The sequence below is a fragment of the Mixta sp. BE291 genome (assembly GCF_031457955.1).
Taxonomy (GTDB): Bacteria; Pseudomonadota; Gammaproteobacteria; order Enterobacterales; family Enterobacteriaceae; genus Mixta.
The window spans coordinates 68,089-90,155 of the sequence record NZ_JAVDXN010000004.1; the positions used below are offsets into that span (position 1 = coordinate 68,089).

General features: G+C 52.3%; 22 protein-coding genes and 1 pseudogene. 20 read left to right on the forward strand and 3 right to left on the reverse strand.

Features of this window, described 5'->3' with window-relative positions; all coding sequences use genetic code 11:
- Window positions 1–15: 15 nt before the first annotated feature.
- From gyrB to J2X14_RS10495, 10 genes and pseudogenes are all read left to right on the forward strand, one after another.
- Window positions 16–2,424, forward strand: coding sequence for a DNA topoisomerase (ATP-hydrolyzing) subunit B (gene gyrB, locus J2X14_RS10450; protein ID WP_352411152.1), 2,409 nt, complete (start codon window positions 16–18; stop codon window positions 2,422–2,424).
- A 144-nt stretch (window positions 2,425–2,568) separates the two neighbouring features.
- Complete coding sequence (gene yidA, locus J2X14_RS10455) at window positions 2,569–3,381, forward strand: sugar-phosphatase (RefSeq protein ID WP_352411153.1); 813 nt, start codon at window positions 2,569–2,571, stop codon at window positions 3,379–3,381.
- 287 nt (window positions 3,382–3,668) lie between these two features.
- Window positions 3,669–4,358 carry a D-galactonate utilization transcriptional regulator DgoR gene (dgoR, locus tag J2X14_RS10460; protein WP_352411154.1) on the forward strand — a complete coding sequence of 230 codons (690 nt, stop codon included), beginning with the start codon at window positions 3,669–3,671 and terminating at the stop codon, window positions 4,356–4,358.
- Window positions 4,355–5,239, forward strand: coding sequence for a 2-dehydro-3-deoxygalactonokinase (locus J2X14_RS10465; protein WP_352411155.1), 885 nt, complete (start codon window positions 4,355–4,357; stop codon window positions 5,237–5,239). The genes dgoR and J2X14_RS10465 overlap by 4 nt, the downstream gene beginning before the upstream one ends.
- Window positions 5,223–5,840 carry a 2-dehydro-3-deoxy-6-phosphogalactonate aldolase gene (locus J2X14_RS10470; RefSeq protein ID WP_352411156.1) on the forward strand — a complete coding sequence of 206 codons (618 nt, stop codon included), beginning with the start codon at window positions 5,223–5,225 and terminating at the stop codon, window positions 5,838–5,840. The genes J2X14_RS10465 and J2X14_RS10470 overlap by 17 nt, the downstream gene beginning before the upstream one ends.
- Window positions 5,837–6,985 (forward strand): galactonate dehydratase, encoded by a 1,149-nt coding sequence (gene dgoD, locus J2X14_RS10475; protein WP_352411157.1) that lies wholly within the window; start codon window positions 5,837–5,839, stop codon window positions 6,983–6,985. Before J2X14_RS10470 ends, dgoD begins: the two co-directional genes overlap by 4 nt.
- Before the next feature lie 132 nt (window positions 6,986–7,117).
- Window positions 7,118–8,454 (forward strand): annotated as a pseudogene (locus tag J2X14_RS10480) (MFS transporter).
- 135 nt (window positions 8,455–8,589) lie between these two features.
- Window positions 8,590–9,894, forward strand: coding sequence for an MFS transporter (locus J2X14_RS10485; RefSeq protein WP_352411158.1), 1,305 nt, complete (start codon window positions 8,590–8,592; stop codon window positions 9,892–9,894).
- A 13-nt stretch (window positions 9,895–9,907) separates the two neighbouring features.
- Window positions 9,908–10,828: a 2-hydroxyacid dehydrogenase gene (locus J2X14_RS10490; protein WP_352411159.1), complete on the forward strand. Its 921-nt coding sequence runs from the start codon at window positions 9,908–9,910 to the stop codon at window positions 10,826–10,828.
- A gap of 60 nt (window positions 10,829–10,888) precedes the next feature.
- Window positions 10,889–12,151, forward strand: coding sequence for a YidR family protein (locus tag J2X14_RS10495; RefSeq protein WP_352411160.1), 1,263 nt, complete (start codon window positions 10,889–10,891; stop codon window positions 12,149–12,151).
- Here J2X14_RS10495 and J2X14_RS10500 read toward each other — a convergent pair.
- Window positions 12,132–12,500 carry a YceK/YidQ family lipoprotein gene (locus J2X14_RS10500; protein ID WP_352411161.1) on the reverse strand — a complete coding sequence of 123 codons (369 nt, stop codon included), beginning with the start codon at window positions 12,498–12,500 and terminating at the stop codon, window positions 12,132–12,134. The genes J2X14_RS10495 and J2X14_RS10500 overlap by 20 nt on opposite strands.
- Before the next feature lie 307 nt (window positions 12,501–12,807).
- Here J2X14_RS10500 and ibpA point away from each other — a divergent pair, with 307 nt between their 5' ends.
- The gene (gene ibpA / locus J2X14_RS10505) at window positions 12,808–13,224 is read left to right on the forward strand and encodes a small heat shock chaperone IbpA (protein ID WP_352411162.1); all 417 of its coding nucleotides are present in this window, start codon (window positions 12,808–12,810) and stop codon (window positions 13,222–13,224) included.
- 65 nt (window positions 13,225–13,289) lie between these two features.
- Here the strand turns inward: ibpA and J2X14_RS10510 are convergent, their stop codons facing one another.
- Together J2X14_RS10510 and J2X14_RS10515 are read right to left on the reverse strand one after the other, a co-directional pair.
- Complete coding sequence (locus J2X14_RS10510) at window positions 13,290–14,195, reverse strand: EamA family transporter (protein ID WP_352411163.1); 906 nt, start codon at window positions 14,193–14,195, stop codon at window positions 13,290–13,292.
- Between the two features lie 283 nt (window positions 14,196–14,478).
- Window positions 14,479–15,732, reverse strand: coding sequence for a valine--pyruvate transaminase (locus J2X14_RS10515; RefSeq protein ID WP_352411164.1), 1,254 nt, complete (start codon window positions 15,730–15,732; stop codon window positions 14,479–14,481).
- Window positions 15,733–16,049: 317 nt separating this feature from the next.
- On the opposite strand from J2X14_RS10515, the gene J2X14_RS10520 reads away from it, so the two are divergent.
- The 9 genes from J2X14_RS10520 (at window position 16,050) to J2X14_RS10560 (ending at window position 21,892) form a co-directional block, all read left to right on the forward strand.
- Complete coding sequence (locus J2X14_RS10520) at window positions 16,050–17,258, forward strand: aldose 1-epimerase family protein (RefSeq protein ID WP_352411165.1); 1,209 nt, start codon at window positions 16,050–16,052, stop codon at window positions 17,256–17,258.
- Window positions 17,259–17,446: 188 nt separating this feature from the next.
- On the forward strand, window positions 17,447–18,655 hold the full coding sequence (locus tag J2X14_RS10525; protein WP_352411166.1) for a PrgH/EprH family type III secretion apparatus protein: 1,209 nt from the start codon (window positions 17,447–17,449) through the stop codon (window positions 18,653–18,655).
- Entirely contained in the window at window positions 18,652–18,927 is a 276-nt protein-coding gene (gene sctF / locus J2X14_RS10530; RefSeq protein ID WP_352411167.1) for a type III secretion system needle filament subunit SctF, read from the forward strand. Before J2X14_RS10525 ends, sctF begins: the two co-directional genes overlap by 4 nt.
- A gap of 11 nt (window positions 18,928–18,938) precedes the next feature.
- The gene (gene sctI / locus J2X14_RS10535) at window positions 18,939–19,229 is read left to right on the forward strand and encodes a type III secretion system inner rod subunit SctI (RefSeq protein WP_352411168.1); all 291 of its coding nucleotides are present in this window, start codon (window positions 18,939–18,941) and stop codon (window positions 19,227–19,229) included.
- A gap of 7 nt (window positions 19,230–19,236) precedes the next feature.
- A complete protein-coding gene (gene sctJ / locus J2X14_RS10540; RefSeq protein ID WP_352411169.1) occupies window positions 19,237–19,956 on the forward strand; it encodes a type III secretion system inner membrane ring lipoprotein SctJ in 720 nt (239 codons plus the stop codon).
- On the forward strand, window positions 19,957–20,502 hold the full coding sequence (locus J2X14_RS10545; protein WP_352411170.1) for an OrgA/MxiK family T3SS sorting platform protein: 546 nt from the start codon (window positions 19,957–19,959) through the stop codon (window positions 20,500–20,502). It begins immediately after the preceding gene.
- On the forward strand, window positions 20,480–21,154 hold the full coding sequence (locus tag J2X14_RS10550) for an HrpE/YscL family type III secretion apparatus protein (RefSeq protein WP_352411171.1): 675 nt from the start codon (window positions 20,480–20,482) through the stop codon (window positions 21,152–21,154). Before J2X14_RS10545 ends, J2X14_RS10550 begins: the two co-directional genes overlap by 23 nt.
- On the forward strand, window positions 21,145–21,384 hold the full coding sequence (locus tag J2X14_RS10555) for a hypothetical protein (RefSeq protein ID WP_352411172.1): 240 nt from the start codon (window positions 21,145–21,147) through the stop codon (window positions 21,382–21,384). The genes J2X14_RS10550 and J2X14_RS10555 overlap by 10 nt, the downstream gene beginning before the upstream one ends.
- Window positions 21,385–21,388: 4 nt before the next feature.
- Window positions 21,389–21,892, forward strand: a complete 504-nt coding sequence (locus J2X14_RS10560) for a hypothetical protein (protein WP_352411173.1) — start codon at window positions 21,389–21,391, stop codon at window positions 21,890–21,892.
- The last annotated feature ends 175 nt before the right edge of the window (window positions 21,893–22,067 follow it).

Sequence of the window (22,067 nt, forward strand, 5' to 3'; positions counted from 1 at the left end):
GAGCGAGAAACGTTGATGTCGAATTCTTATGACTCCTCAAGTATCAAAGTCCTGAAAGGGCTTGATGCGGTACGCAAACGCCCGGGAATGTATATCGGCGATACGGATGACGGCACCGGTCTGCATCACATGGTATTCGAGGTCGTGGATAACGCCATCGACGAAGCGCTCGCAGGCCACTGTAAAGAGATCGTTGTTACCATCCACGCTGATAATTCCGTATCGGTGCAGGATGATGGCCGTGGTATTCCTACCGGTATCCACCCGGAGGAAGGCGTTTCGGCGGCGGAAGTGATCATGACCGTACTGCACGCAGGCGGTAAGTTTGATGACAACTCCTACAAAGTTTCCGGCGGCCTGCATGGCGTGGGCGTTTCGGTGGTGAATGCGCTGTCTGAAAAGCTGGAGCTGACGATCCGTCGCGAAGGCAAAGTGCATCAGCAGACCTATGTGCATGGCGTGCCGCAGTCGCCGCTGGCGACCACGGGCGAAACCGATCTGACCGGTACGCGCGTGCGTTTCTGGCCCAGCCATCAAACCTTTACCAACGTGGTGGATTTCGAATATGAAATCCTCGCCAAGCGTCTGCGCGAGCTGTCGTTCCTGAACTCCGGCGTTTCTATCCGCCTGGAAGATAAGCGCACCGACAAAAGCGATCACTACCATTACGAAGGCGGCATCAAAGCGTTCGTTGAGTACCTGAACAAGAACAAAACCCCGATCCATCCGAACGTCTTTTACTTCTCTACCGAGAAAGATGGCATTGGCGTGGAAGTGGCGCTGCAGTGGAACGATGGTTTCCAGGAAAACATCTACTGCTTCACCAACAACATTCCGCAGCGCGACGGCGGCACGCACCTGGCGGGCTTCCGCGCGGCGATGACGCGTACGCTGAACGCCTATATGGATAAAGAAGGCTACAGCAAAAAAGCGAAAGTCAGCGCCACCGGCGACGATGCGCGTGAAGGCCTGATTGCGGTGGTTTCCGTGAAGGTGCCGGATCCGAAATTCTCCTCACAGACCAAAGATAAACTGGTCTCTTCTGAGGTGAAATCGGCGGTTGAATCGCAGATGAACGAACTGCTGGCGGAATACCTGCTGGAAAACCCATCCGATGCGAAAATCGTCGTGGGCAAGATTATCGACGCGGCGCGCGCGCGCGAAGCTGCACGTCGTGCGCGTGAGATGACCCGCCGTAAAGGCGCGCTGGACCTCGCTGGCCTGCCGGGCAAACTGGCTGACTGTCAGGAACGCGATCCGGCCCACTCTGAGATCTACCTGGTGGAGGGTGACTCCGCAGGCGGCTCCGCCAAGCAGGGGCGTAACCGTAAGAATCAGGCGATTCTGCCGCTGAAGGGTAAAATCCTCAACGTAGAGAAAGCGCGCTTCGATAAGATGCTCGCGTCACAGGAAGTCGCCACGCTGATCACCGCGCTGGGCTGCGGCATTGGCCGTGACGAATACAACCCGGACAAGCTGCGTTATCACAGCATCATCATCATGACCGATGCGGACGTCGACGGCTCGCACATTCGTACGCTGCTGTTGACCTTCTTCTATCGTCAGATGCCGGAAATCATCGAGCGCGGCCACGTCTATATCGCGCAGCCGCCGCTGTACAAGGTGAAAAAAGGCAAGCAGGAGCAGTACATCAAAGATGATGAAGCGATGGATCAGTATCAAATCGCTATCGCGCTGGATGGCGCGACGCTGCACACCAATGCCAGCGCACCGGCGCTGGGCGGCGAGCCGCTGGAAAGCCTGGTTTCCGAGTACAACAGCACGCAGCGCATGATCAAGCGTATGGAACGTCGCTTCCCGATGGCGCTGCTTAAGGCGCTGGTTTACCATCCGACGCTGGAAAGCCTGGATAACCAACAGGCGGTTACCGAGTGGATCGAGACGCTGGTTACCTCGCTGAATGAAAAAGAGGTGCACGGCAGCACCTACGTTGCCAGCGTGCGTGAAAACCGCGAGCTGAATATTTTCGAGCCGGTGCTGCGCGTGCGTACGCACGGCGTGGATACTAACTATCCGCTGGATAGCGAATTTATTCAGGGGCCGGAATACCGCAAAATTTGTACGCTGGGCGTTAAACTGCGCGGGCTGCTGGAAGAAGATGCTTATATCGAGCGCGGCGAACGCCGTCAGCCGGTAGAAAGCTTCGAGCAGGCGCTGGAGTGGCTGGTGAAAGAGTCACGTCGCGGCCTGGCGGTACAGCGCTATAAAGGTCTGGGCGAGATGAACCCGGAACAGCTGTGGGAAACCACGATGGATCCGGATAGCCGCCGTATGCTGCGCGTCACCATTAAAGATGCGATTGCCGCCGATCAGCTGTTTACCACGCTGATGGGCGATGCGGTAGAACCGCGTCGCGCCTTTATCGAAGAGAACGCCCTGAAAGCCGCCAATATCGATATCTAATCGCTTCAGGGTTTATCTGCTGCCTAACGCCAGTCATCGTGACTGGCGTTTTTTTTATCTGAACTGCCATAAGTTTGCGTCATACTGGTCATTGCGGGTGGGATCGCGCTAGCATGAAAACAAACCAGAAACCAAGAGGACGTTATGGCGATAAAATTAATTGCGATTGATATGGACGGTACGCTGCTTAATCCCCAACACCAGATTTCGCCGCGCGTTAAGCAGGCCATTGGCCAGGCACGTGACCAGGGCGTGCATATCGTACTCACCACCGGACGTCCTTATATCGGTGTGGAACGTTACCTGATGGAACTGGATTTGCAACAGGAAGGCCAGTATTGCATTACCAACAACGGTGCGCTGGTGCAGCGGGCAGTCAACGGCGACTGCGTGGCGGAAACCACCCTCGCGTTTGATGATTATCTGAAACTGGAACTGCTGGCGCGCGAACTGGGCGTTCATTTTCAGGCGCTGGATAAATCGTCGCTCTATACCCCGAACAAAGACATCAGCGAATATACCATTCATGAGGCTTACCTGACCGGCATCCCGGTACGCTATCGCGCGGTAGAAGAGATGGATCGTTCGCTGACCTTCCCGAAACTGATGATGATCGATCATCCCGAACGGCTGGACGCGGCGATTGCCCGCCTGCCGCAGGAAGTGAAGCAGCATTACACCGTGATGAAAAGCGCGCCTTTTTATCTCGAAATCCTTCATCCGCAGGTCAATAAAGGCACCGGCGTGCATGCGCTGGCGCAGCAGCTCAAGCTGGCGCGAGATGAAGTGATGGCGATTGGCGATCAGGAAAACGACCTGGCCATGATTGAGTATGCGGGCACCGGCGTGGCGATGGGTAACGCCATTGATTCCGTGATCGCCATCAGTCAGTTCGTCACCAAAACCAACGCAGAAGATGGCGTAGCACACGCTATTGAGAAATTTGTACTGCGCTAAACGCGCTTACGCTCCCGGTAGCAAAAAGGCCATCAGTCTGCACGCTGATGGCCTTTTTGCTGCGCCAAATTCCGTTAACTGCTCCTTTTCTCGCCTTTTTGCTATCACCACTCTTCTTTTATCTTCTGCCGTTTTTGTGATCAGGATTGTAGTACAACATATATTTATTGTACTACAGTAGCACCCGTTGCACGCAGTAACGCATTGCGCTTGTACTGCAAAACAGAGGCGAAAAAGTACAGTCACGGTAAAGTAGAGAGCATGACCCCTTTGGATAAGGATGCACCATGACCCTCACAAAAACCGATCGCATTATCGTTACGCTGGGCCGCCAGATTATCAGCGGCAAATATGTGCCTGGCGCGGCGCTTCCGGCGGAGGCTGAACTGTGCGAAGAGTTCGCTACCTCACGCAATATCATTCGTGAAGTGTTCCGTTCGCTGATGGCGAAGCGGTTGATTGAAATGAAGCGTTATCGCGGGGCCTTTGTCGCACCGCGTAACCAGTGGAATTACCTGGATACCGAGGTGTTGCAGTGGGTGCTGGAGCATGACGACGATCCGCGACTTATCGCCGCCATGAGCGAAGTGCGTAACCTGGTTGAGCCAGCTATCGCGCGCTGGGCCGCGGAGCGCGCCACCTCCAGCGACCTTGCGCAGATTGAATTAGCGCTTAATGACATGATCGCCAACAACCAGAACCGTGAGGCCTTCAACGAAGCGGATATCCGTTATCACGAAGCGGTGCTGGCCTCGGTACATAATCCTCTGCTGCAGCAGCTGAGCGTGGCGATTAGCTCTTTGCAACGCGCAGTATTTGAACGAACCTGGATGGGTGACGAGGCCAATATGCCAAAAACCCTGCGGGAACATAAGGCGCTGTACGATGCGATACGGCACCAGGACAGCCAGGCGGCGGAGCAGGCGGCGCTTACGATGATCGCCAGCTCTACCCAAAGACTCAAGGAAATCACATGACATCACGCTATATCGCTATCGACTGGGGTTCGACCAATCTGCGCGCCTGGCTTTTTCAGGATGGCGAGTGTCAGGAGAGCCGGAAATCGGAGGCGGGCGTCACCCGTCTTAACGGCCGATCCCCCGAAGCGGTGTTAGCGGAGGTTACCCAGGGCTGGCGCAACGCGGCGACGCCGGTGATGATGGCCGGGATGGTTGGCAGCAACGCTGGCTGGAAAACCGCGCCTTATTTGCCCTGTCCGGCTCGCTTCAGCGATTTTGGTCAACAGCTCACTGTGGCGGCACCCAATGTTTTTATTATCCCAGGCCTCTGCGTACAGCAGGAAAACAACCGTAACGTGATGCGCGGCGAAGAGACGCAGCTGCTTGGCGCGCGGGCGCTCAAGCCTGCGCCGCTCTATGTCATGCCCGGCACCCACTGCAAATGGGTACGCGCCGATAGTGAGCAGGTCTCTGATTTCCGTACCGTTATGACCGGTGAACTGCATCATCTGCTGTTGACGCATTCATTAGTCGGTGCCGGACTGCCCGCCCAGCAGGCAAGCGCTGAAGCTTTTCGCGCCGGACTGACGCAGGGGCTGGAAACCGATGCGCCGCTGGCCCGGTTGTTTGAGGTGCGTGCCGCCCACGTACTCGGCGAGCTACCGCGCGAGCAGGTCAGTGAATATCTCTCCGGGCTGCTGATTGGCAACGAAGTGGCCAGCATGGTGCGCCAGTGGCGGCCAGACGCACAGCAACCTATCACCATTGTCGCCAGCCAGGCGCTTGCTGAACGTTACCAACAGGCGCTCAGCGCACTAAACATCAGCGCACAGGTGCTGGAAGGCGATACCGCATTTCAGGCAGGTATAAGGAGCATCATTCATGCAGTGGCAAAATAGACTTCCGCTTATCGCTATCCTGCGCGGCATTACGCCAGCAGAGGCGTACGAGCACGTCGAGGCGGTAATTACGGCCGGGTTTGAAGCCGTAGAAATCCCGCTTAACTCGCCGGAATGGCGCACCAGCATTCCGGCGATGGTGAAGGCGTTTGGTAACCAGGCGTTGATTGGCGCAGGGACTGTGCTCAAACCGGAACAGGTCGATGAGCTGGCGGAGATGGGTTGCAAACTTATCGTCACCCCGAATATCCAGCCGGAGCTTATCCGGCGCGCGGTAAATTACGGCATGAGCGTTTGCCCCGGCTGCGCCACGGCGACAGAGGCGTTTAACGCCATTGAGGCGGGCGCGCAGGCGCTGAAAATCTTCCCTTCCTCCGCCTTTGGGCCCGATTACATCAAGGCGCTGAAAGCGGTGTTGCCGCCGGAAATCCCGGTTTTCGCCGTGGGCGGCGTGACGCCTGACAATCTGGCGCAGTGGCTGAAGGCGGGCTGTATCGGCGCCGGACTGGGTAGCGATTTATACCGTGCCGGGCAGCCGTTAAAACGCACTGTTGAACAGGCGCAAGCATTCGTTAAAGCATATCAAGAGGCCGTGCAATGAAAATAACCAAAATCACCACCTGGCGTTTACCTCCTCGCTGGATGTTTCTCAAGATCGAAACCGATGAGGGCGTGGTCGGCTGGGGCGAACCGGTGATCGAAGGACGCGCCCGCACGGTTGAGGCGGCGGTGCACGAATTAAGCGAATACCTGATTGGTCAGGACCCGTCCCGCATCAACGATCTCTGGCAGGTGATGTATCGCGGCGGCTTTTATCGCGGCGGTCCGATCTTAATGAGCGCGATCGCCGGTATCGATCAGGCGCTGTGGGATATTAAAGGAAAAGTATTAAATGCGCCGGTCTGGCAGTTAATGGGCGGCCTGGTACGAGACAAAATCAAAGCGTATAGCTGGGTTGGCGGCGATCGCCCCGCAGAAGTCATTGATGGTATTCAGACGCTGCGCAAGATTGGCTTCGACACCTTTAAATTAAACGGCTGCGAAGAGCTGGGCGTTATTGATAACGCACGCAAAGTCGATGCGGCGGTAAATACCGTTGCGCAGATTCGTGAAGCCTTCGGCATGGATATCGAATTCGGGCTTGATTTTCACGGTCGCGTCAGCGCGCCGATGGCAAAAATATTAATTAAAGAGCTGGAACCCTATCGTCCGTTATTTATTGAAGAGCCGGTGCTGGCGGAGCAGGCGGAATATTATCCACGGCTGGCGGCGCAAACCTCTATTCCTATCGCTGCGGGCGAGCGCATGTTCTCGCGCTTCGAGTTTAAGCGCGTACTGGAAGCGGGCGGCCTGGCTATTCTGCAGCCCGATTTGTCGCATGCAGGCGGTATCACCGAGTGCTATAAAATCGCGGCGATGGCGGAAGCCTATGACGTCGGGCTTGCGCCGCACTGTCCGCTGGGGCCGATTGCGCTGGCAGCCTGTTTACACGTTGATTTCGTCTCACGCAATGCCGTATTCCAGGAACAGAGTATGGGCATCCACTATAACCAGGGCGCTGAGCTGCTCGACTTTGTAAAAAACAAAGAGGACTTCAAAATGGAAGGGGGTTATTTCCTGCCGTTAATGAAGCCGGGTCTGGGCGTGGAAATTGACGAGGAGCAGGTCATTGCCCGCAGCCAAAATAATAGCGACTGGCGTAACCCGCTATGGCGTCACGATGATGGCTCGGTTGCCGAATGGTAAAGTCGCACCCTGTTTAGCGGCATAAAAGCGAGGCTACTATCTATTTGTCGCCGTACGCTAGCGACATAGTTAACGCCTGAGCTTAATAAATAAAAAAATTCATATCTGAACACCCTCTGTAATCCACAGGGCATGGTGACTGGCCTCGCCATGCCAAAATCTGGAGAAAGTTTATTATGGATATACCCTTAACGACGGCAAAGGGCGGGCGTCGGCGCTATCTTACGCTGGTAATGATCTTTATTACCGTCGTCATCTGTTACGTTGATCGCGCTAATCTGGCGGTGGCTTCGGCCCATATTCAGCAGGAGTTCGGCATCAGCAAGGCGGAAATGGGCTATGTGTTTTCCGCCTTCGCCTGGCTTTATACGCTTTGCCAGATCCCCGGCGGCTGGTTCCTCGATCGGGTCGGGTCGCGTCTGACCTATTTCATCGCTATTTTCGGCTGGTCGGTTGCCACGCTATTCCAGGGTTTCGCCAGCGGGCTGATGTCGCTTATTGGCCTGCGTGCTATCACCGGGATTTTTGAAGCCCCTGCGTTTCCCACCAACAACCGCATGGTAACCAGCTGGTTTCCAGAGCAGGAGCGCGCTTCGGCGGTAGGCTTTTACACCTCCGGACAGTTTGTCGGGCTGGCCTTTCTTACGCCTCTGCTGATCTGGATCCAGGAAATACTCAGCTGGCACTGGGTGTTTATCATCACCGGCGGCATCGGCATTATCTGGTCGCTGATCTGGCTGAAGGTTTATCAGCCGCCGCGCCTGACTAAAAGCCTCAGCAAGGCGGAGCTGGAGTACATTCGCGACGGCGGCGGGCTGGTGGATGGCGATGCGCCAGCAACCAGGGCTGAGCGGCAGCCGCTCTCCCGTGCTGACTGGAAGCTGGTTTTCCATCGCAAGCTGATCGGCGTTTACCTCGGCCAGTTCGCCGTAACCTCCACGCTCTGGTTCTTCCTGACCTGGTTTCCAAACTATCTGACGCAGGAAAAAGGCATCACCGCGCTCAAGGCGGGCTTTATGACCACCGTGCCGTTCCTCGCCGCCTTCGTTGGCGTGCTGCTCTCCGGCTGGGTGGCAGACCGTCTGGTGCGGCAAGGGCGCTCGCTCGGCGTGGCGCGCAAAACGCCGATTATCTGCGGGCTGCTGATCTCTACCTGCATCATGGCGGCAAACTACACCAACGATCCGGTTTGGATCATGACGCTGATGGCTGTGGCCTTCTTTGGCAACGGCTTTGCTTCCATTACCTGGTCGCTGGTTTCGTCGTTGGCACCGATGCGCCTGATCGGCCTGACCGGCGGCGTGTTTAATTTTGTCGGCGGTCTGGGCGGGATCACCGTGCCGCTGGTGATTGGCTATCTGGCGCAGGATTACGGTTTCGGCCCGGCGCTGGTTTATATCTCCGTGGTGGCGCTGATTGGTGCGCTCTCTTATATCCTGCTGGTCGGGGAGGTGAAGCGCGTGGGTTAAGCCCCGCCGGAAACAGAAAAGCGACGGAGCGCATCAGGTGCGTTACCGTCCGGCATCAGCGGACGGTAACGGCTTAATATGATAAAAACTAACCGTTAATCAGTTGCTTATAAACGGTATCGCGAGGGTTCCGCTATGAATACCGATCTGTACACTACAACGTTACGACAGCTAAACGCGAAAATTATTCCTTTTATTATCATCTGCTACTTCGTCGCTAACCTCGATAAAACCAACATCTCTATCGCGGCGTTGCAAATGAACGCCGATCTTGGCCTGAGTGCCAGCATGTACGGCCTTGGTGTAGGGATGTTTTATATCTCTTACATTATTTTTGAAATTCCCAGCAATGTGATCATGACAAAGGTAGGCGCGCGCGTCTGGATTGCGCGCATCATGATTACCTGGGGCATCGTCAGCGCGGGGATGTCCCTGGTGCAGACGCCAACGCAGCTCTACGTGATGCGTTTTTTACTTGGCATGGCGGAGGCCGGTTTTACGCCGGGCATCATCTATTACATCTCCTGCTGGTTTCCGAAAAGCAACCGCGCGCGCGCGATGTCTTTCTTTTATATGGGTTCTGTGATGGCGTCGATTATCGGCCTGCCGCTTTCCGGCACGCTGTTAAATATGCACGGCATTGCCGATATCGCGGGCTGGCGCTGGTTGTTCGCCATTGAAGGCGTGCCTGCGGTGGTGCTGGGGATTTTGGTGTTGTGGCGCCTGCCGCAAACGCCCGATCACGCAGCATGGCTTTCCAGCGCCCAAAAACAATGGCTGAAAGCACAGCTTGAACGCGATAACGCCGGCGTGGAAGTCGATAAAAACCATAGCTGGTACAGCGCGCTAAAAAACAAAACCGTCCTGCTGCTGAGTTTGGTTTGGTTTCTGCAGGCGTTCGGCTCTATTGGTATCACGCTGTTTTTGCCGTTGATTATCAAAAGCATGGCGAGCGAGCAAAGCAACCTGGTCGTGAGCCTGCTTTCTGCCGCGCCCTTTATCGCCGCCTGTTTATTTATGTATCTTAACGGCCGCCACTCTGACACCACCAACGAGCGCAGCTGGCACCTTGGCCTGCCGCTGATCCTTTCCGGTTTATCGCTGGCTGCGGCTATCTACACCAGCAATCTGCTGGTGGCCTGGCTGCTGCTGGTGTTAACCGTTGGGTTTAACTTTGCGCTGACTCCGATTTTCTGGGCCGTTACCACCGAAAAGCTGGCAGGCGTCGCCGCTGCTGCGTCTATCGCCTTTATTAATACGGTGGCGAACTTCGTCGGGCTAGGCCTGCCGCCGCTTTTGGGCAAAATCAAAGATATGACGAATAGCTATCACTATGGGCTGCTGATTGTGGCGGTGGCGCTGATACTCGGCGGCATTATTGGCGTGCTGGTATCGCGTCCGACGCGTCCGGCTGGACAAACCGCTTCCCGCCTCTCTTAACGCAGGAGTGAAAATGAAACAGAAAGTATTAAAACAGGCCAGTCTGCCAGATGCGCTCACCGCCGCGCTGAGTGAACGTTACGATCTGCACGAACTGGCCGATATTGCCGCTATCGCTGATGAGGTGACGGTGGTTATCACCAACGGCGAAGCGGTCGTGACGCGTGAATTCATCGCGTCGCTGCCTGCGCTAAAGCTGATTGCCGTATTTGGCGTCGGTTATGATGGCGTGGATGTGGTGGCGGCGCGTGAGCACGGCGTGGCCGTGACCCACACGCCAGGCGTGCTGACGGATGACGTTGCCGATCTCGCTATCGGTCTGCTGCTGGCGACGTCACGGCAAATTGTCGCCGCACAGAAGTTTATCGAACAGGAGAAGTGGCGGGACGGCGGCTTTCAGTGGACGCGTAAGGTTTCCGGCGCGCGTCTCGGCATTTTCGGTATGGGCCGCATCGGTCAGGCGATTGCCCGCCGCGCCGAGGGCTTTGAAATGGATATCGCTTATCACAGCCGGCGGCCGGATAGCAGCCTGCCGTGGCGTTTTATCGATGACCTGCGCACGCTGGCAGAATGGAGCGATTTCCTGATGATCTGCGTGCCGGGCGGCGCACAGACGCAGGGAAAGATAGACCAGGCGATTCTCAGCGCGCTGGGGCCGCAGGGCATGCTAATCAATATTTCACGCGGCAGTGTGGTCGATGAGGCGGCGCTTATCGACGCGCTGGATAAAGCGGCCATTGCGGGTGCGGGGCTGGATGTATTTGCCGCCGAACCGAACGTGCCCGCTGCATTGCAGCAGCGCGATAACGTTGTCATTACGCCGCATATGGCCAGCGCGACCTGGGAGACGCGTCGTGAGATGTCGCGGCTGGTGCTGGAGAATGTTAACGCCTGGTTTAGCGGTCAGCCGCTCATTACCCCGGTTTCCCAATAGGTTTTTACGCACGAATCTTTTACCCTGAGGCGATACTTCGTCGCTTCAGGTTTTTTACTTATGAAACAGCTTACCTTCGCCTCGCGTAATCATCAGCTGACTAACATCAACGTCTGGACTGCCGATAGCCAGTGGCTGGCGTATGATGTGCGGCCTTCCGGCGCCTCTTTTACCGGCCTGACCATAGAGCGCGTTAACGCAGCAAGCGGCGCGACGGAGATTCTTTATCAGGCACGCGATGGCGCGCACGTTGGCGTGGTGACCGTTAGTCCCGATATGCCGCCGCGCTATGTTTGTATCCATGGGCCGGAGCATCCAGACGCCAGCTGGCGCTATGATTTTCACCATCGGCGTGGCGTGATTATTCAGCACGGTACAGCGGAAAACCTTGATGCCTGCGATATCACACCGCCCTTTACGCCGGGCGCGCTGCGCGGCGGCTCGCATGTTCATGTCTTTAGTCCGGACGGCAGCCGTCTCAGCTTTACCTATAACGATCACGTGATGCATGAATGGGATCGCCGAGAAGATTTGCGTAACGTGGGCGTTGCCGTACCGCTGCATGCGGTTTGCCCGGTGAAACAGCATCCGCGTGAGTATGACGGCAGTTATTTTTGCGTGCTGGTCAGCAATACGACCTCCGCACCGCGGCCTGGCAGCGATGAGATCAATCGCGCCTATGAAGAGGGCTGGATCGGTCAGCAGGGCTATCTGCGGGAGGACGGCAGCCGCCAACGCTGGGCGCTGGCGTTTATTGGCGATACGCAGGCAGTGGATGGCAGCACGGTGCCGGAAGTCTTTATTGTCGATCTGCCGGAAACGCTAAAGGATTATGCTCAGCCGGGCGATGCGCCGCTGGAAGGCAGCGAAACCCGTTTGCCTGCGCCGCCGCGTGGCGTGGTGCAACGCCGCCTGACCTTTACCCACCAGCGCCGCTATCCAGGGCTGGCAACAACGCCGCGTCACTGGTTGCGCAGCGCGCCGGATGGCAGTGAAATTGCCTGTCTGATGCGCGACGAGCAAGGTGTGGTACAGCTGTGGGGCATTCCAACCTGCGGCGGCGAACCGCGTCAGATTACGCATAGCGAGCATGATATCCAGTCGGCGTTTAGCTGGCATCCTGATGGCAATCGGCTGGCGTTTATCTGCGATAACAGCGTGATGCTGTGCGAACGGCAAAGCGGGCAGCTGCGACGTCTTACGCCGCGAAGTGAAACGCCGCCCTCAGGCGACGCGGTGGTGTTTTCGCCCGATGGCCGCCAGGTGGCCTTTATGCGCGACCTGGACGGCTATCGGCAGATCTTTACCGTTGCGGTGAGTTAATTGCCAGCGGCGCGGCTTCCGCCAGGTGCTCCTGAGTATGCGCCAGCTTTTCTGCTTCTATGACGCGTGCGCGCGGCGAGTCGATCGATGGACTGTCGTCGGCACGCATATAGTCCCAGGGTAGCAGGAGCGTATCCAGTACGGCTGAAAACGGCAGATCAACCAGCGCCAGCGGCTTTAGCGCCCAGCTGCTTTGATCATCGGTTAGCATTTCTGCGCTGGCGCGCGTGCCGGGGTAATAACCCTGGCTGGCGCCGGTGTGTGACATCATGCTGGAGCAGCCAGAAGTACCCAGTAATGCGCTACAGGCCAAAAGCCCTGCCAAACGGTATTTCATTATCGCTTTCATCTTGTTATCCCTTCAGCCATAGCGAATTGCCTTGCTGAGATTCATTATCTGCGACGGGGAATATCCCGATCACTCTGTGGTGACTCACGTCTGATGTATGACGACATTTTCCCCTGAGTGTATGACATTCTCTGGTGTTTGCTTTAAAAAATCGCAAAACCCCTCTTGAAAGCCTCTTAACCAGCCCCATTTTCCTATTACGGCCAGCGCGGCATCCGCCGAATGGGTTTGCCAGCGCGACCGAATAGCCTGTCCATTGTGGAAGGCGACGATTAAATTACTCGCTGAAAATCAGGAGCTTTGCTTTATGCGTAACTTTGACCTTTCTCCGCTGTATCGTTCATCTATCGGTTTCGATCGCTTATTTAATATGCTGGAATCTAACCAGAATCAGAGCAACGGCGGTTACCCTCCGTACAACGTTGAGCTGGTGGCGGAAAACCATTACCGTATCACCATTGCCGTTGCGGGTTTTGCACAGAGCGAACTCGATATTACCGCGCATGACAATGTGTTAATCGTGCGTGGCGCACATCCTGAAGAACAGAATGAGCGCAAATATCTTTATCAGGGCATTGCCGAACGTAATTTCGAGCGTAAATTCCAGCTGGCTGACCATATCGTCGTGCGCGATGCGCGTCTGGAAAATGGCCTGCTGTATATCGATCTGGAACGCATTGTCCCGGAAGAGATGAAACCCCGCCGTATCGAAATCTTAAGCTAATAAGCAAACCTGACGCCGCGGAAACGCGGCGTTATTGTCTCTGCGTTTTGCTAAGTGCAATCATGTCAGGCGCGTACGGTACGCGGCCGCTTTAAATGCCCGCCAAAGACATTAATTACCAGCCCGAACACAATAACGATGGCACCGCCAACCTGACGCATTGAAAGCGTTTCGCCCAGCAGCAGCGCAGCGCTAAGAATACCCACCACCGGCACCAACAGCGAAAGCGGCGCCACGCGCCAGGTTTCATACCGGCTCAGCAGCGATCCCCAGATACCGTAGCCGAGCACGGTGGCGATAAAGGCCAGGTAAATCAGCGCCAGGATGGTTTGCAGGTGGATATGCACCAGGCTGTGAACGATGGCCGCCTGGCCTTCAAACAGCCATGAACAAAGCAAAAATGGCCCGACGGGGATCAGCGCGCTCCAGACCACCAGCGACATAACGGGTACGCTGCCGTTACGCATAATTACTTTGTTGGTGATATTACCCATGCCCCAGCAGAGTGAGGCGGCCAGCGTCAGCAGCATTGTGGTTATGGTTACGCCGCTGGCGGCCTGTACGCCATGGGCGGTGGTTGCCAACAAAAACATGCCGCCCGAAGCGATCACAATCCCGGCGATATGGTGCCAGCGCAGCTTTTCCGCCAGCAGCAGCGCGCCAAGAAGCAGCGTAAAGAAGGCCTGTGCCTGTAGCACCAGCGACGCCAGCCCGGCGGGCATCCCCAGGTTGATGGCTAAAAACAGAAAGGCGAACTGCCCGAAGCTGATAGTGAGCCCATAAAGCGCCAGCCAGCGCAGCGGAACCTTCGGAGGACGCACAAAAAAGATCGCGGGCAGCGCCACCAGCGCAAAGCGCAGGGCGGCCAGCAGAAAGGGCGGCATATCGTGCAGCCCGACCTTAATCACAACAAAGTTAACGCCCCAGGCGACAATGACACAAAGCGCCAGCAACAGATCTTTTACGGACATCCCCTCTCCCGCCATTCATAGTTAACGAATTGTTAATTAACTTACGCGCATCGCCGACGGTTGACCAGACAGAGTTTGCAGCCATAAGCGAGAGATCTGATGGAGAGAACAAAAGGAGAGTGTGAATGCTCAGGAAAGGTGGCTGCTATTCCAGACAAAGGCGAGAGGGAAAAGGATATTGCCTTCAAAGCGCCTGGCCGTTCTGTTATCGATAAACGTAAGGGGCCAGAAGCCCCTTCAGGTTGGCCGTTCCGATCGGCGGTGCTGCTGCCTGGCGTATCGGTTATGCTCGTTCGCCCCAGGCGCGGTCAATTTCTTCCGCCAGGATAGCGACCGCCCGCTCAATCTTTTCGCCATCCGGTACATAGTTCATGCGCATACACTGGTGCATATGCGGCCAGTCCTGCACCAGCCCTGGGAAAAAGAAGTGACCCGGCACCATCAGCACGCCGCGTTGTTTCAGGCGCTGATAAAGCAGTTCGGTGGTAATAGGCAATTCTTTAAACCACAGCCAGAGGAAGATCGCGCCCTCTGGCTTATGAATCAGGCAGCGATCTTCCGGCAGATAGCGGCGAATAATGCTAATGGTTTCCTGCACGCGTTGTTGATAGAAGGGTTTGATGACCGTTTCCGACAACCGTAGCAGATCGCCGCGCTGAATCATTTCCGTAGCGATAGCCGGGCCAATGCTGCCCGGTGCCAGGCTGATAATGCCATTCATGTTGCTGATGGCGTCAATCACCTTCTCATCCGCCACAATTATTCCGCAGCGCGCCCCCGGCAGGCCCAGTTTCGACAGGCTCATACAAAGAATAATATTAGGGTTCCACAGCGGACGCGCCTCGCTGAAGATAATGCCGGGAAAAGGCAGGCCATAAGCATTATCGATTAACAGCGGAATATCATGCTGCTGCGCCAGCATATCCAGATGCAGCAGCTCCTCATCGGTAATCACGTTGCCGGTAGGATTGGTTGGGCGTGACACGCAAATCAGACCAATTTCATCGGTAATCGACAGATGATCAAAATCGACATGATATTTAAACTGGCCTTCCGGCAGCAGCTCAATATTCGGTCGGGCTGCGACAAAAAGGTCGTCATCCAGCCCGGCATCAGCATAGCCAAGATATTCTGGCGTCAGCGGAAACAGTACGCGTTTTTTGCTGCCGTCGGCGCGGCGTCCGGCGTACAGATTGAAAAGGTAAAAAAAGGCGCTCTGGCTGCCGTTGGTCAGGGCTATATTCTTTGGCGAAATCTGCCAGCCCAACTCCTCACGCAGCAGCGTGGCCAACGCCTCCAGCAGCAGGCCTTTGCCGCGCGGACCATCGTAATTGCACAACGCTTCGGTTAGCTTTCCTTGCTGATGCATCTGTAGCAGCAGCTGATGAAAATAATCCTCCATCGCCGGGATCTGCGCAGGATTGCCGCCGCCAAGCATCACTGCCCCAGGCGTACGTAATCCTTCATCCATATCTTCCATTAAACGGGCAATGCCGGTATGGCGGGTAAATTTGTCACCGAAGAGAGAAAAGCTCATAGCTGTAAATCAATTGTGATGGGCAAGATTGGTTCTACCTTACCGTCAGGCGGATGCCGATGCAAACAGCTTACCTGACCCGTATCACAGCTGAACCCGTTAAGCCGTAGCTGAAACGTATCAAGCTAGTATTGGTTTTGATCACACTTTTACTGCGAGTCTCTGTAACAAGCTTTATAAAAATGCGTTAACAATCTCATTTCTTTGCGGAAACAAGGCGAAAAATTCTGCGGGTGACTGTCATCACTGTTTTCCATCGCTGTGGTTTGTAACCTGCTGGCTGTTTGGCTAAATCAATTCAGCTAAAGGACAAGACAATGAAAAAAACTCTGGTGGCAATAACGGTCGCGACGCTGTTTTCCACGCCCGTGCTGGCGCAATCCTGGCTGCTGACGGATTCTGAAAGCGGCATGGAGAAAGGCAACTGGGCGATCAGCAGTCAACAGCTGAAGCTAGATGGTCAGCCCTTCAGCATTGAACAAAAAGTTCTGCACGGCGGCAAACAGGAAGGTTCAAAAGTCATCACGCTGCGTAGCGAAAATGGGTTGACCATCGCCCTTAGCCCAAGTCGCGGCATGGATCTGTTGCATGTTAATGGCCACGGCGTGCGTATGGGCTGGGATTCGCCGGTCGATGAGGTGGTCAATCCCGCTTATATCAATCTGGAGAGCCGTAACGGCCTGGGCTGGCTGGATGGTTTTAACGAAATGATGGTGCGTTGCGGCTTTGAATGGACCGGCCATCCGGTGAACAAGGATGGCATGCTCTACACGCTGCACGGTAAGGCAGGGAACACGCCAGCGTCGCGCGTTGAGATTGTGATTGATGACCAGGCGCCGCATGAGATTCGTATTCGCGGCCTGTTGAAAGAGCATACCTTTAAAAAAGCGAACTTCAGCACCTGGACTGAGCTGCGCTACATTCCGGGCAGTGAAAGCTTTACCGTTCATGATGAGCTAACCAATCACAGCGACTATCCGCAGGATTATCAAATCATCTATCACAGCAACTTCGGCACGCCGATACTGGAGAAAGATGCTCGCTTTATCGCGCCGGTGAAAAGCGTTTCTCCCTTTAATGATTACGCAAAACAGGGGCTGAAAAACTGGAACCGCTACGATGCGCCGACCAAAGGCTTTGATGAGATGGTGTTTAACCTGATGCCGCTGGCGGATGCGCAGGGCAAAACGGTCGCGGCGGTGATTAACAGTAAAGGCGATAAGGGGGCGGCCATTGAATTCGATATCCAGCAGCTGCCGTTGCTGACGCTGTGGAAAAATACCGATACGTTGAAGCAGGGCTATGTTACCGGCATTGAGCCAGGCACGAATTACGCTTATCCCGTCACCATTGAGAAAGAGCAGGGACGCGTGAAACAGCTTCAGCCGGGACAAAGTCAGGCCTTTACACTGACCTATACGCTGCTAAAAGATGCACAGGCGGTACAGAAAGTTGAGCAACGAGTAAAAACGTTGCAGGGTGATAATGCGCCGCAGTTGGAAGAGAAACCGCTGGCGGTGGAATAAACGTGAAACGAGCGATCGTCCAGGCGATCGCTTTCATTGACGTGCTGCCCAACACAGCATCTGCAAATTAACCCCGTTTTGCCTGCCTTTTGCTTCATCATTATGATGAAAACATCGAAATTTAATCATGATTGGTGCCGGTTAACGTTATACCTTAATGTTGGTTCCAGCTGATCCAGATAAATAACATGTCTATTTATATAGAAGATGAGCAAGAAAAAGGGCTGTATGTTATACGTTTTTTAAATACACAGCTCAAAGGGTGTGAATATCGTATAACTGAAGCTGAAACGCACTATTTTATACAACAACAAGATGAGTTAAAACGCCAGCAGGATCTATTGATTTCTCCTGCTAATATTTTTGTGCCTGATGAAGCGTTATCACTTTCATTTGATATTATCGTTGGTGAAGAAGGTGAGAAACCCAGGCTCGTAGCGATCGCAGAAAAAGAGCCTGTAGAAATAACATTAAACTATCAGCAAGTATGCCATTACTGCGGCTTCTATTTCGCCCTGCGCGAAACGAAAGATACTGAATGGCATGATGACGTTGATAATTTTGAGCTACCGACGTTGAATGAACCGGATACGGTTAACAAAAGCAACAAAAAAACACTCTATTTTAGCTTGTTAGGTTTAGGGATAGTTATTGTTCTGGCAATGGTTTTCGCTGGGTATTATCTGGATTCAGAAGATAAAAGGAAGGTTTCATTAATCCAGGTTTTGGGGGGCGATGAGCAATCCTATAGCGTATCTCTTGGTAAGAATACGCAATGGTACGTTTTTGCAGAGGATGAAGAGGCGCGTAACTGGGCTGCAAGAGCGCTGCAAAAATCTGCTGATTTTAGTCAGAGCGTCATTATCAACAAACGCAGTGAGGCAACACGGCTGGCGAATGAAATCTACCGTCGCTGGCCACAAATACGTTTTCACCTCATTCGGTTTGATAATCCTGAGAAACCAGAGCTCGTGCTAAGTAAAGAGCGAGGCGGGATAGATCTCAAGGACAAGGCGAAAGTTGACGCATTTCGCAATGGTTTACTTAGTTTACTGCCATACGCAAAGAATGTTCACTTCTCAATAATAAGCGATGCGGTGATAGTCAACCAGGCTGAACAGGGCCTGCGTGAAATAGCCGAGGTATATTCTAAAGATAAACAACGTGATCTGGTCTCTTTTACCGTTCGCGGCTATTTAAATGATAGCGAGCTGAATGATTTGAAAGGGTTTATCGTCTCTTTTAATAAAAAGTGGCAGCGCCATTATGTCCATTTTAAAATTGAATTAGAAAATGACTGGCTTAAAGGTAAATCATATCAGTATGGTTCCGGTGGTTATATAAAATTGACCCCGCGACACTGGGATTTTTCAAATGATATAAAGGTAAAAAAATGAAACAATATGCAGTGCAATTAAAAACGGTTACTGACCCAACATGGGATGGTTATCTGACGGATCAAACCGGTTTATTTAATGATAAAGTCTCGCAGCTGAATGTTGACTTGCAGCAGGCATTGCAGGAAGTGCATGACGATCCATCAAACCCAGCTACCCTGTCTAAATATCAGGCATTATTGTCTGAGTATACGCTTTATCGAAATGCACAATCAAATATTACAAAAACTTATAAAGACGTCTCTTCTGCAATTATCTCAAACTTCCGCTAAAAGGAGTCTTTATGAGTATTACTATTTCAGATATCAGCAAGTTAGCTATGCCAGAGCAGGAGCCAGAATTTGGCCTTTCGCTTGAAGGGATGCTGAAAAAGGCGCTTTCTGAAGCCAGCGAAGAGCAATATTCAGTTAAGCTGGGTGAGCTTGAGCGTGTTAAAGATTACCGCAACACGATCACGCCTGAAGATCTCTATGTCTATCAAAGCCGAGCGTCTGAATACAACCTTACGGTTTCTCTTTATTCAGCATTGACCAGAAAAGCGGTCACTGCGATTGATACCGTTATTCGCGCCTAGCCTGACTATGAAAATTGTTAAAGTTTTTCTGTTTTTTTCTGTGTTTTTCTTGACGGGGTGCAGGATGGAGCTGCTGCTTACTGGTCTGGATCAGGTTCAGGCCAATGAAGTAGTCGCATTATTACAGAAAAATAATATTAAAGCGGAAAAAAATAGCGTGGCGAAAGTCGGGTATTCCGTCAGTGTTGCTCGTAATGATTTTGCCACCGCTGTTGATTTAATCGAGATATATAATCTTCCCTCTAAGCCACGCGTGGAAATTGCCGAGATGTTTCCCGCTGATGCATTAATTTCTTCCCCACGGGCTGAAGTTGCACGCATCTATTCAGCTATTGAACAAAGGCTTGAACAGACGCTGGATCAAATAGCTGAAGTGGTCTCGTCTCGTGTACATGTTAGCTATGATATGAGCAATACCGATGCTCATAAAGATAACAAACCGGTGCATGTTTCAGCTTTGCTGAAAGTAAAGGGAGAAGCATTTTCAGAAACCAATTTGATTGCGGATGTAAAGCGGCTGCTGCGTAATAGTTTTAATAAACTGGAATATGAAGATATCTCGGTGGTGTTAACGCCAGCGCCGGAGATACAGCAGGTGGCGCCATTAGCAATAAAGGGAAAAGATAGCGTAGTTACACCACTATTTATTATCCTGATGGCTTGTTTGGTGGCTTTACTGCTATCGGCCGCTGCTTTTATTTATTTCAGGAAAAAAACAAAAAAATAAATGGAACCGTTATCAATCAATGATGTAATCAACTTCCGGCCGCTATTATGGTTGCATCAATCGCTTGTTCAGGATGTCATTCGCCAGCAGTCGGGTATCAGACAAGCTATTTTGAATTCGGCGTTAATGCGAAAGTATTCTTTAGACGTCATTACAAAGGAGCATTTTTCGCTGCCAAAGGTTAATTTGTTTTGTGAAAACTGGTTTTATCTTAGGCAGGCAGCTTACTACATGGCTTGTTATCGCCATCGTAGCGCAATTATGCAATCTATAACCTGGCATTCGCTTAGCGCAGGGGCCAGGATTTTTATGCAATGCTCTTTAACTGCGAACGGTGCTGTACAGATAAATCATCGGTATCAAATTAATATCGAAGCTCTCGCCTGTCGTGAAGTAATGACGCTTGCCGCCGGGTTACCGGAATCAGTTAAAAAGAGAGTAGCATTGATGTTTAATTATCTTGCAGAGGATGATGAACTTATACCATCCGTTGATATTAATCTGTTTTCTATGGCGCTGATACATGCAAAAAATTACCCAATCTGAGTTTTCGCTTCGGCCACTGGATGGCGTACTTTTAACGAAGGAACATCTACTGCAGCGAAAAAGAGCACTCAATATCTATGAAGATGCTAAAGAAAGGGCCAGGAAAATTTTAAGCGCTGCTGAAAAAGAAGCGGATAGAATAAGGGAAAATGCGCAGGCTGAAGGTCGCGATGAGGGTCTGTTAGCTCTGCTGGATATCTTTTCAGAGTTTGTCACCACAGTTAATGACAGTAGCCAGGCGCTAATGGCATCGTGTATGAATACATTACGCAATAACATTGAGCAATTATTCAGCGATAACCTAATTATTAATCACCTTATCGCGCAGTGGTGGCAAGAGCAAATTACAGAAAGTGTGAGCACAGCAAGCGTCAGGTTACATCATTCATATAAAAAACTGGAGCATCCTGTTAAGGAATTTCTTGAAGAGAAAGGATGCAATGTTCAGGTTCATATTGATGACGAGCCAGGATGCCATATTAAGGCTGGTGACTTTGTTCTGGAATTATCTACTGATATTTTTTCGCAACGTCTGGCCCTGGATATCATAAATTCACAAGACGATTTTATCGAACGGATACGTTATCTAAGTGAAGAAACGCGTGAGAAAATTAAAATCAGACTAACAACGGAGGCAAAGGAATGCCTGTAAGAAGTATAAGGAGAAAAGACAATACGGTTTTTCAATTGCAAACCTATACGACGTTGAAGAATAGCAATTTTCCAGTAGATCAGAATAACAGGCAGCAGGATGTGCTTGAAGCATTCAACAACAGCACTGAAGATTACCAGCAGATTATGAAAAAAATGATGCTGGATAATATAATTATTCAATGGCGAAACGACATTTTAACGTCGCAGCCAGAAGACCAAGAGTGGTGAGTCAATGAAGAAAAAAGCCTTAATGACTTTAATATTACTCATGCTATCAGGCTGTAAACATCTCGATGTCATTAAGTTAGTTATTCCGGGGAGCTGCGCGACTGGCACCCCACAGCAGGAAGCATCCCTGACACCAGAAGCCAGCTATAATAATATGGTTACTTGTTTAAAAGCTAACGAAAAACGTTTTGCCTTGAACCATTTTGCCGTTGCAGGTACTACAACCTGGTATGATGCAGTTGTGCGGCCAGTAGAGAAAAATATCGTTAGACATAAAGATTTGATGAAGCAAGCACTATCTGGTTTAAGTAAAAGCGAACAGAATGATGCCTGGGAAAGCTTTAGCCAAATGCTACGTAATAAACAATCTTTAGCTGAAGTCTGTAGTTATATGGAACAGATTGCGGAGGTTCGACGGCAGACCCAAGTGTTTGATGATATTGCCTGGAACAAAGCGGTGAAAGGATATTTACACTGTCATAGTGATCGGGTTACCCATTTTTCGTAATACGCATAAATATTATTAAACTTAATCCGGTTTAATTATAATTTAATGATAATTCTATCATGATTGCCTGATAAATATTTTCTATCATGGCGGTCTGATCGAATATCAATTAATTGTTATTTGGGGACAGAAAAGGATAACTCCAGTTGTTATTAGCGAGTTAATAGAGAATTTC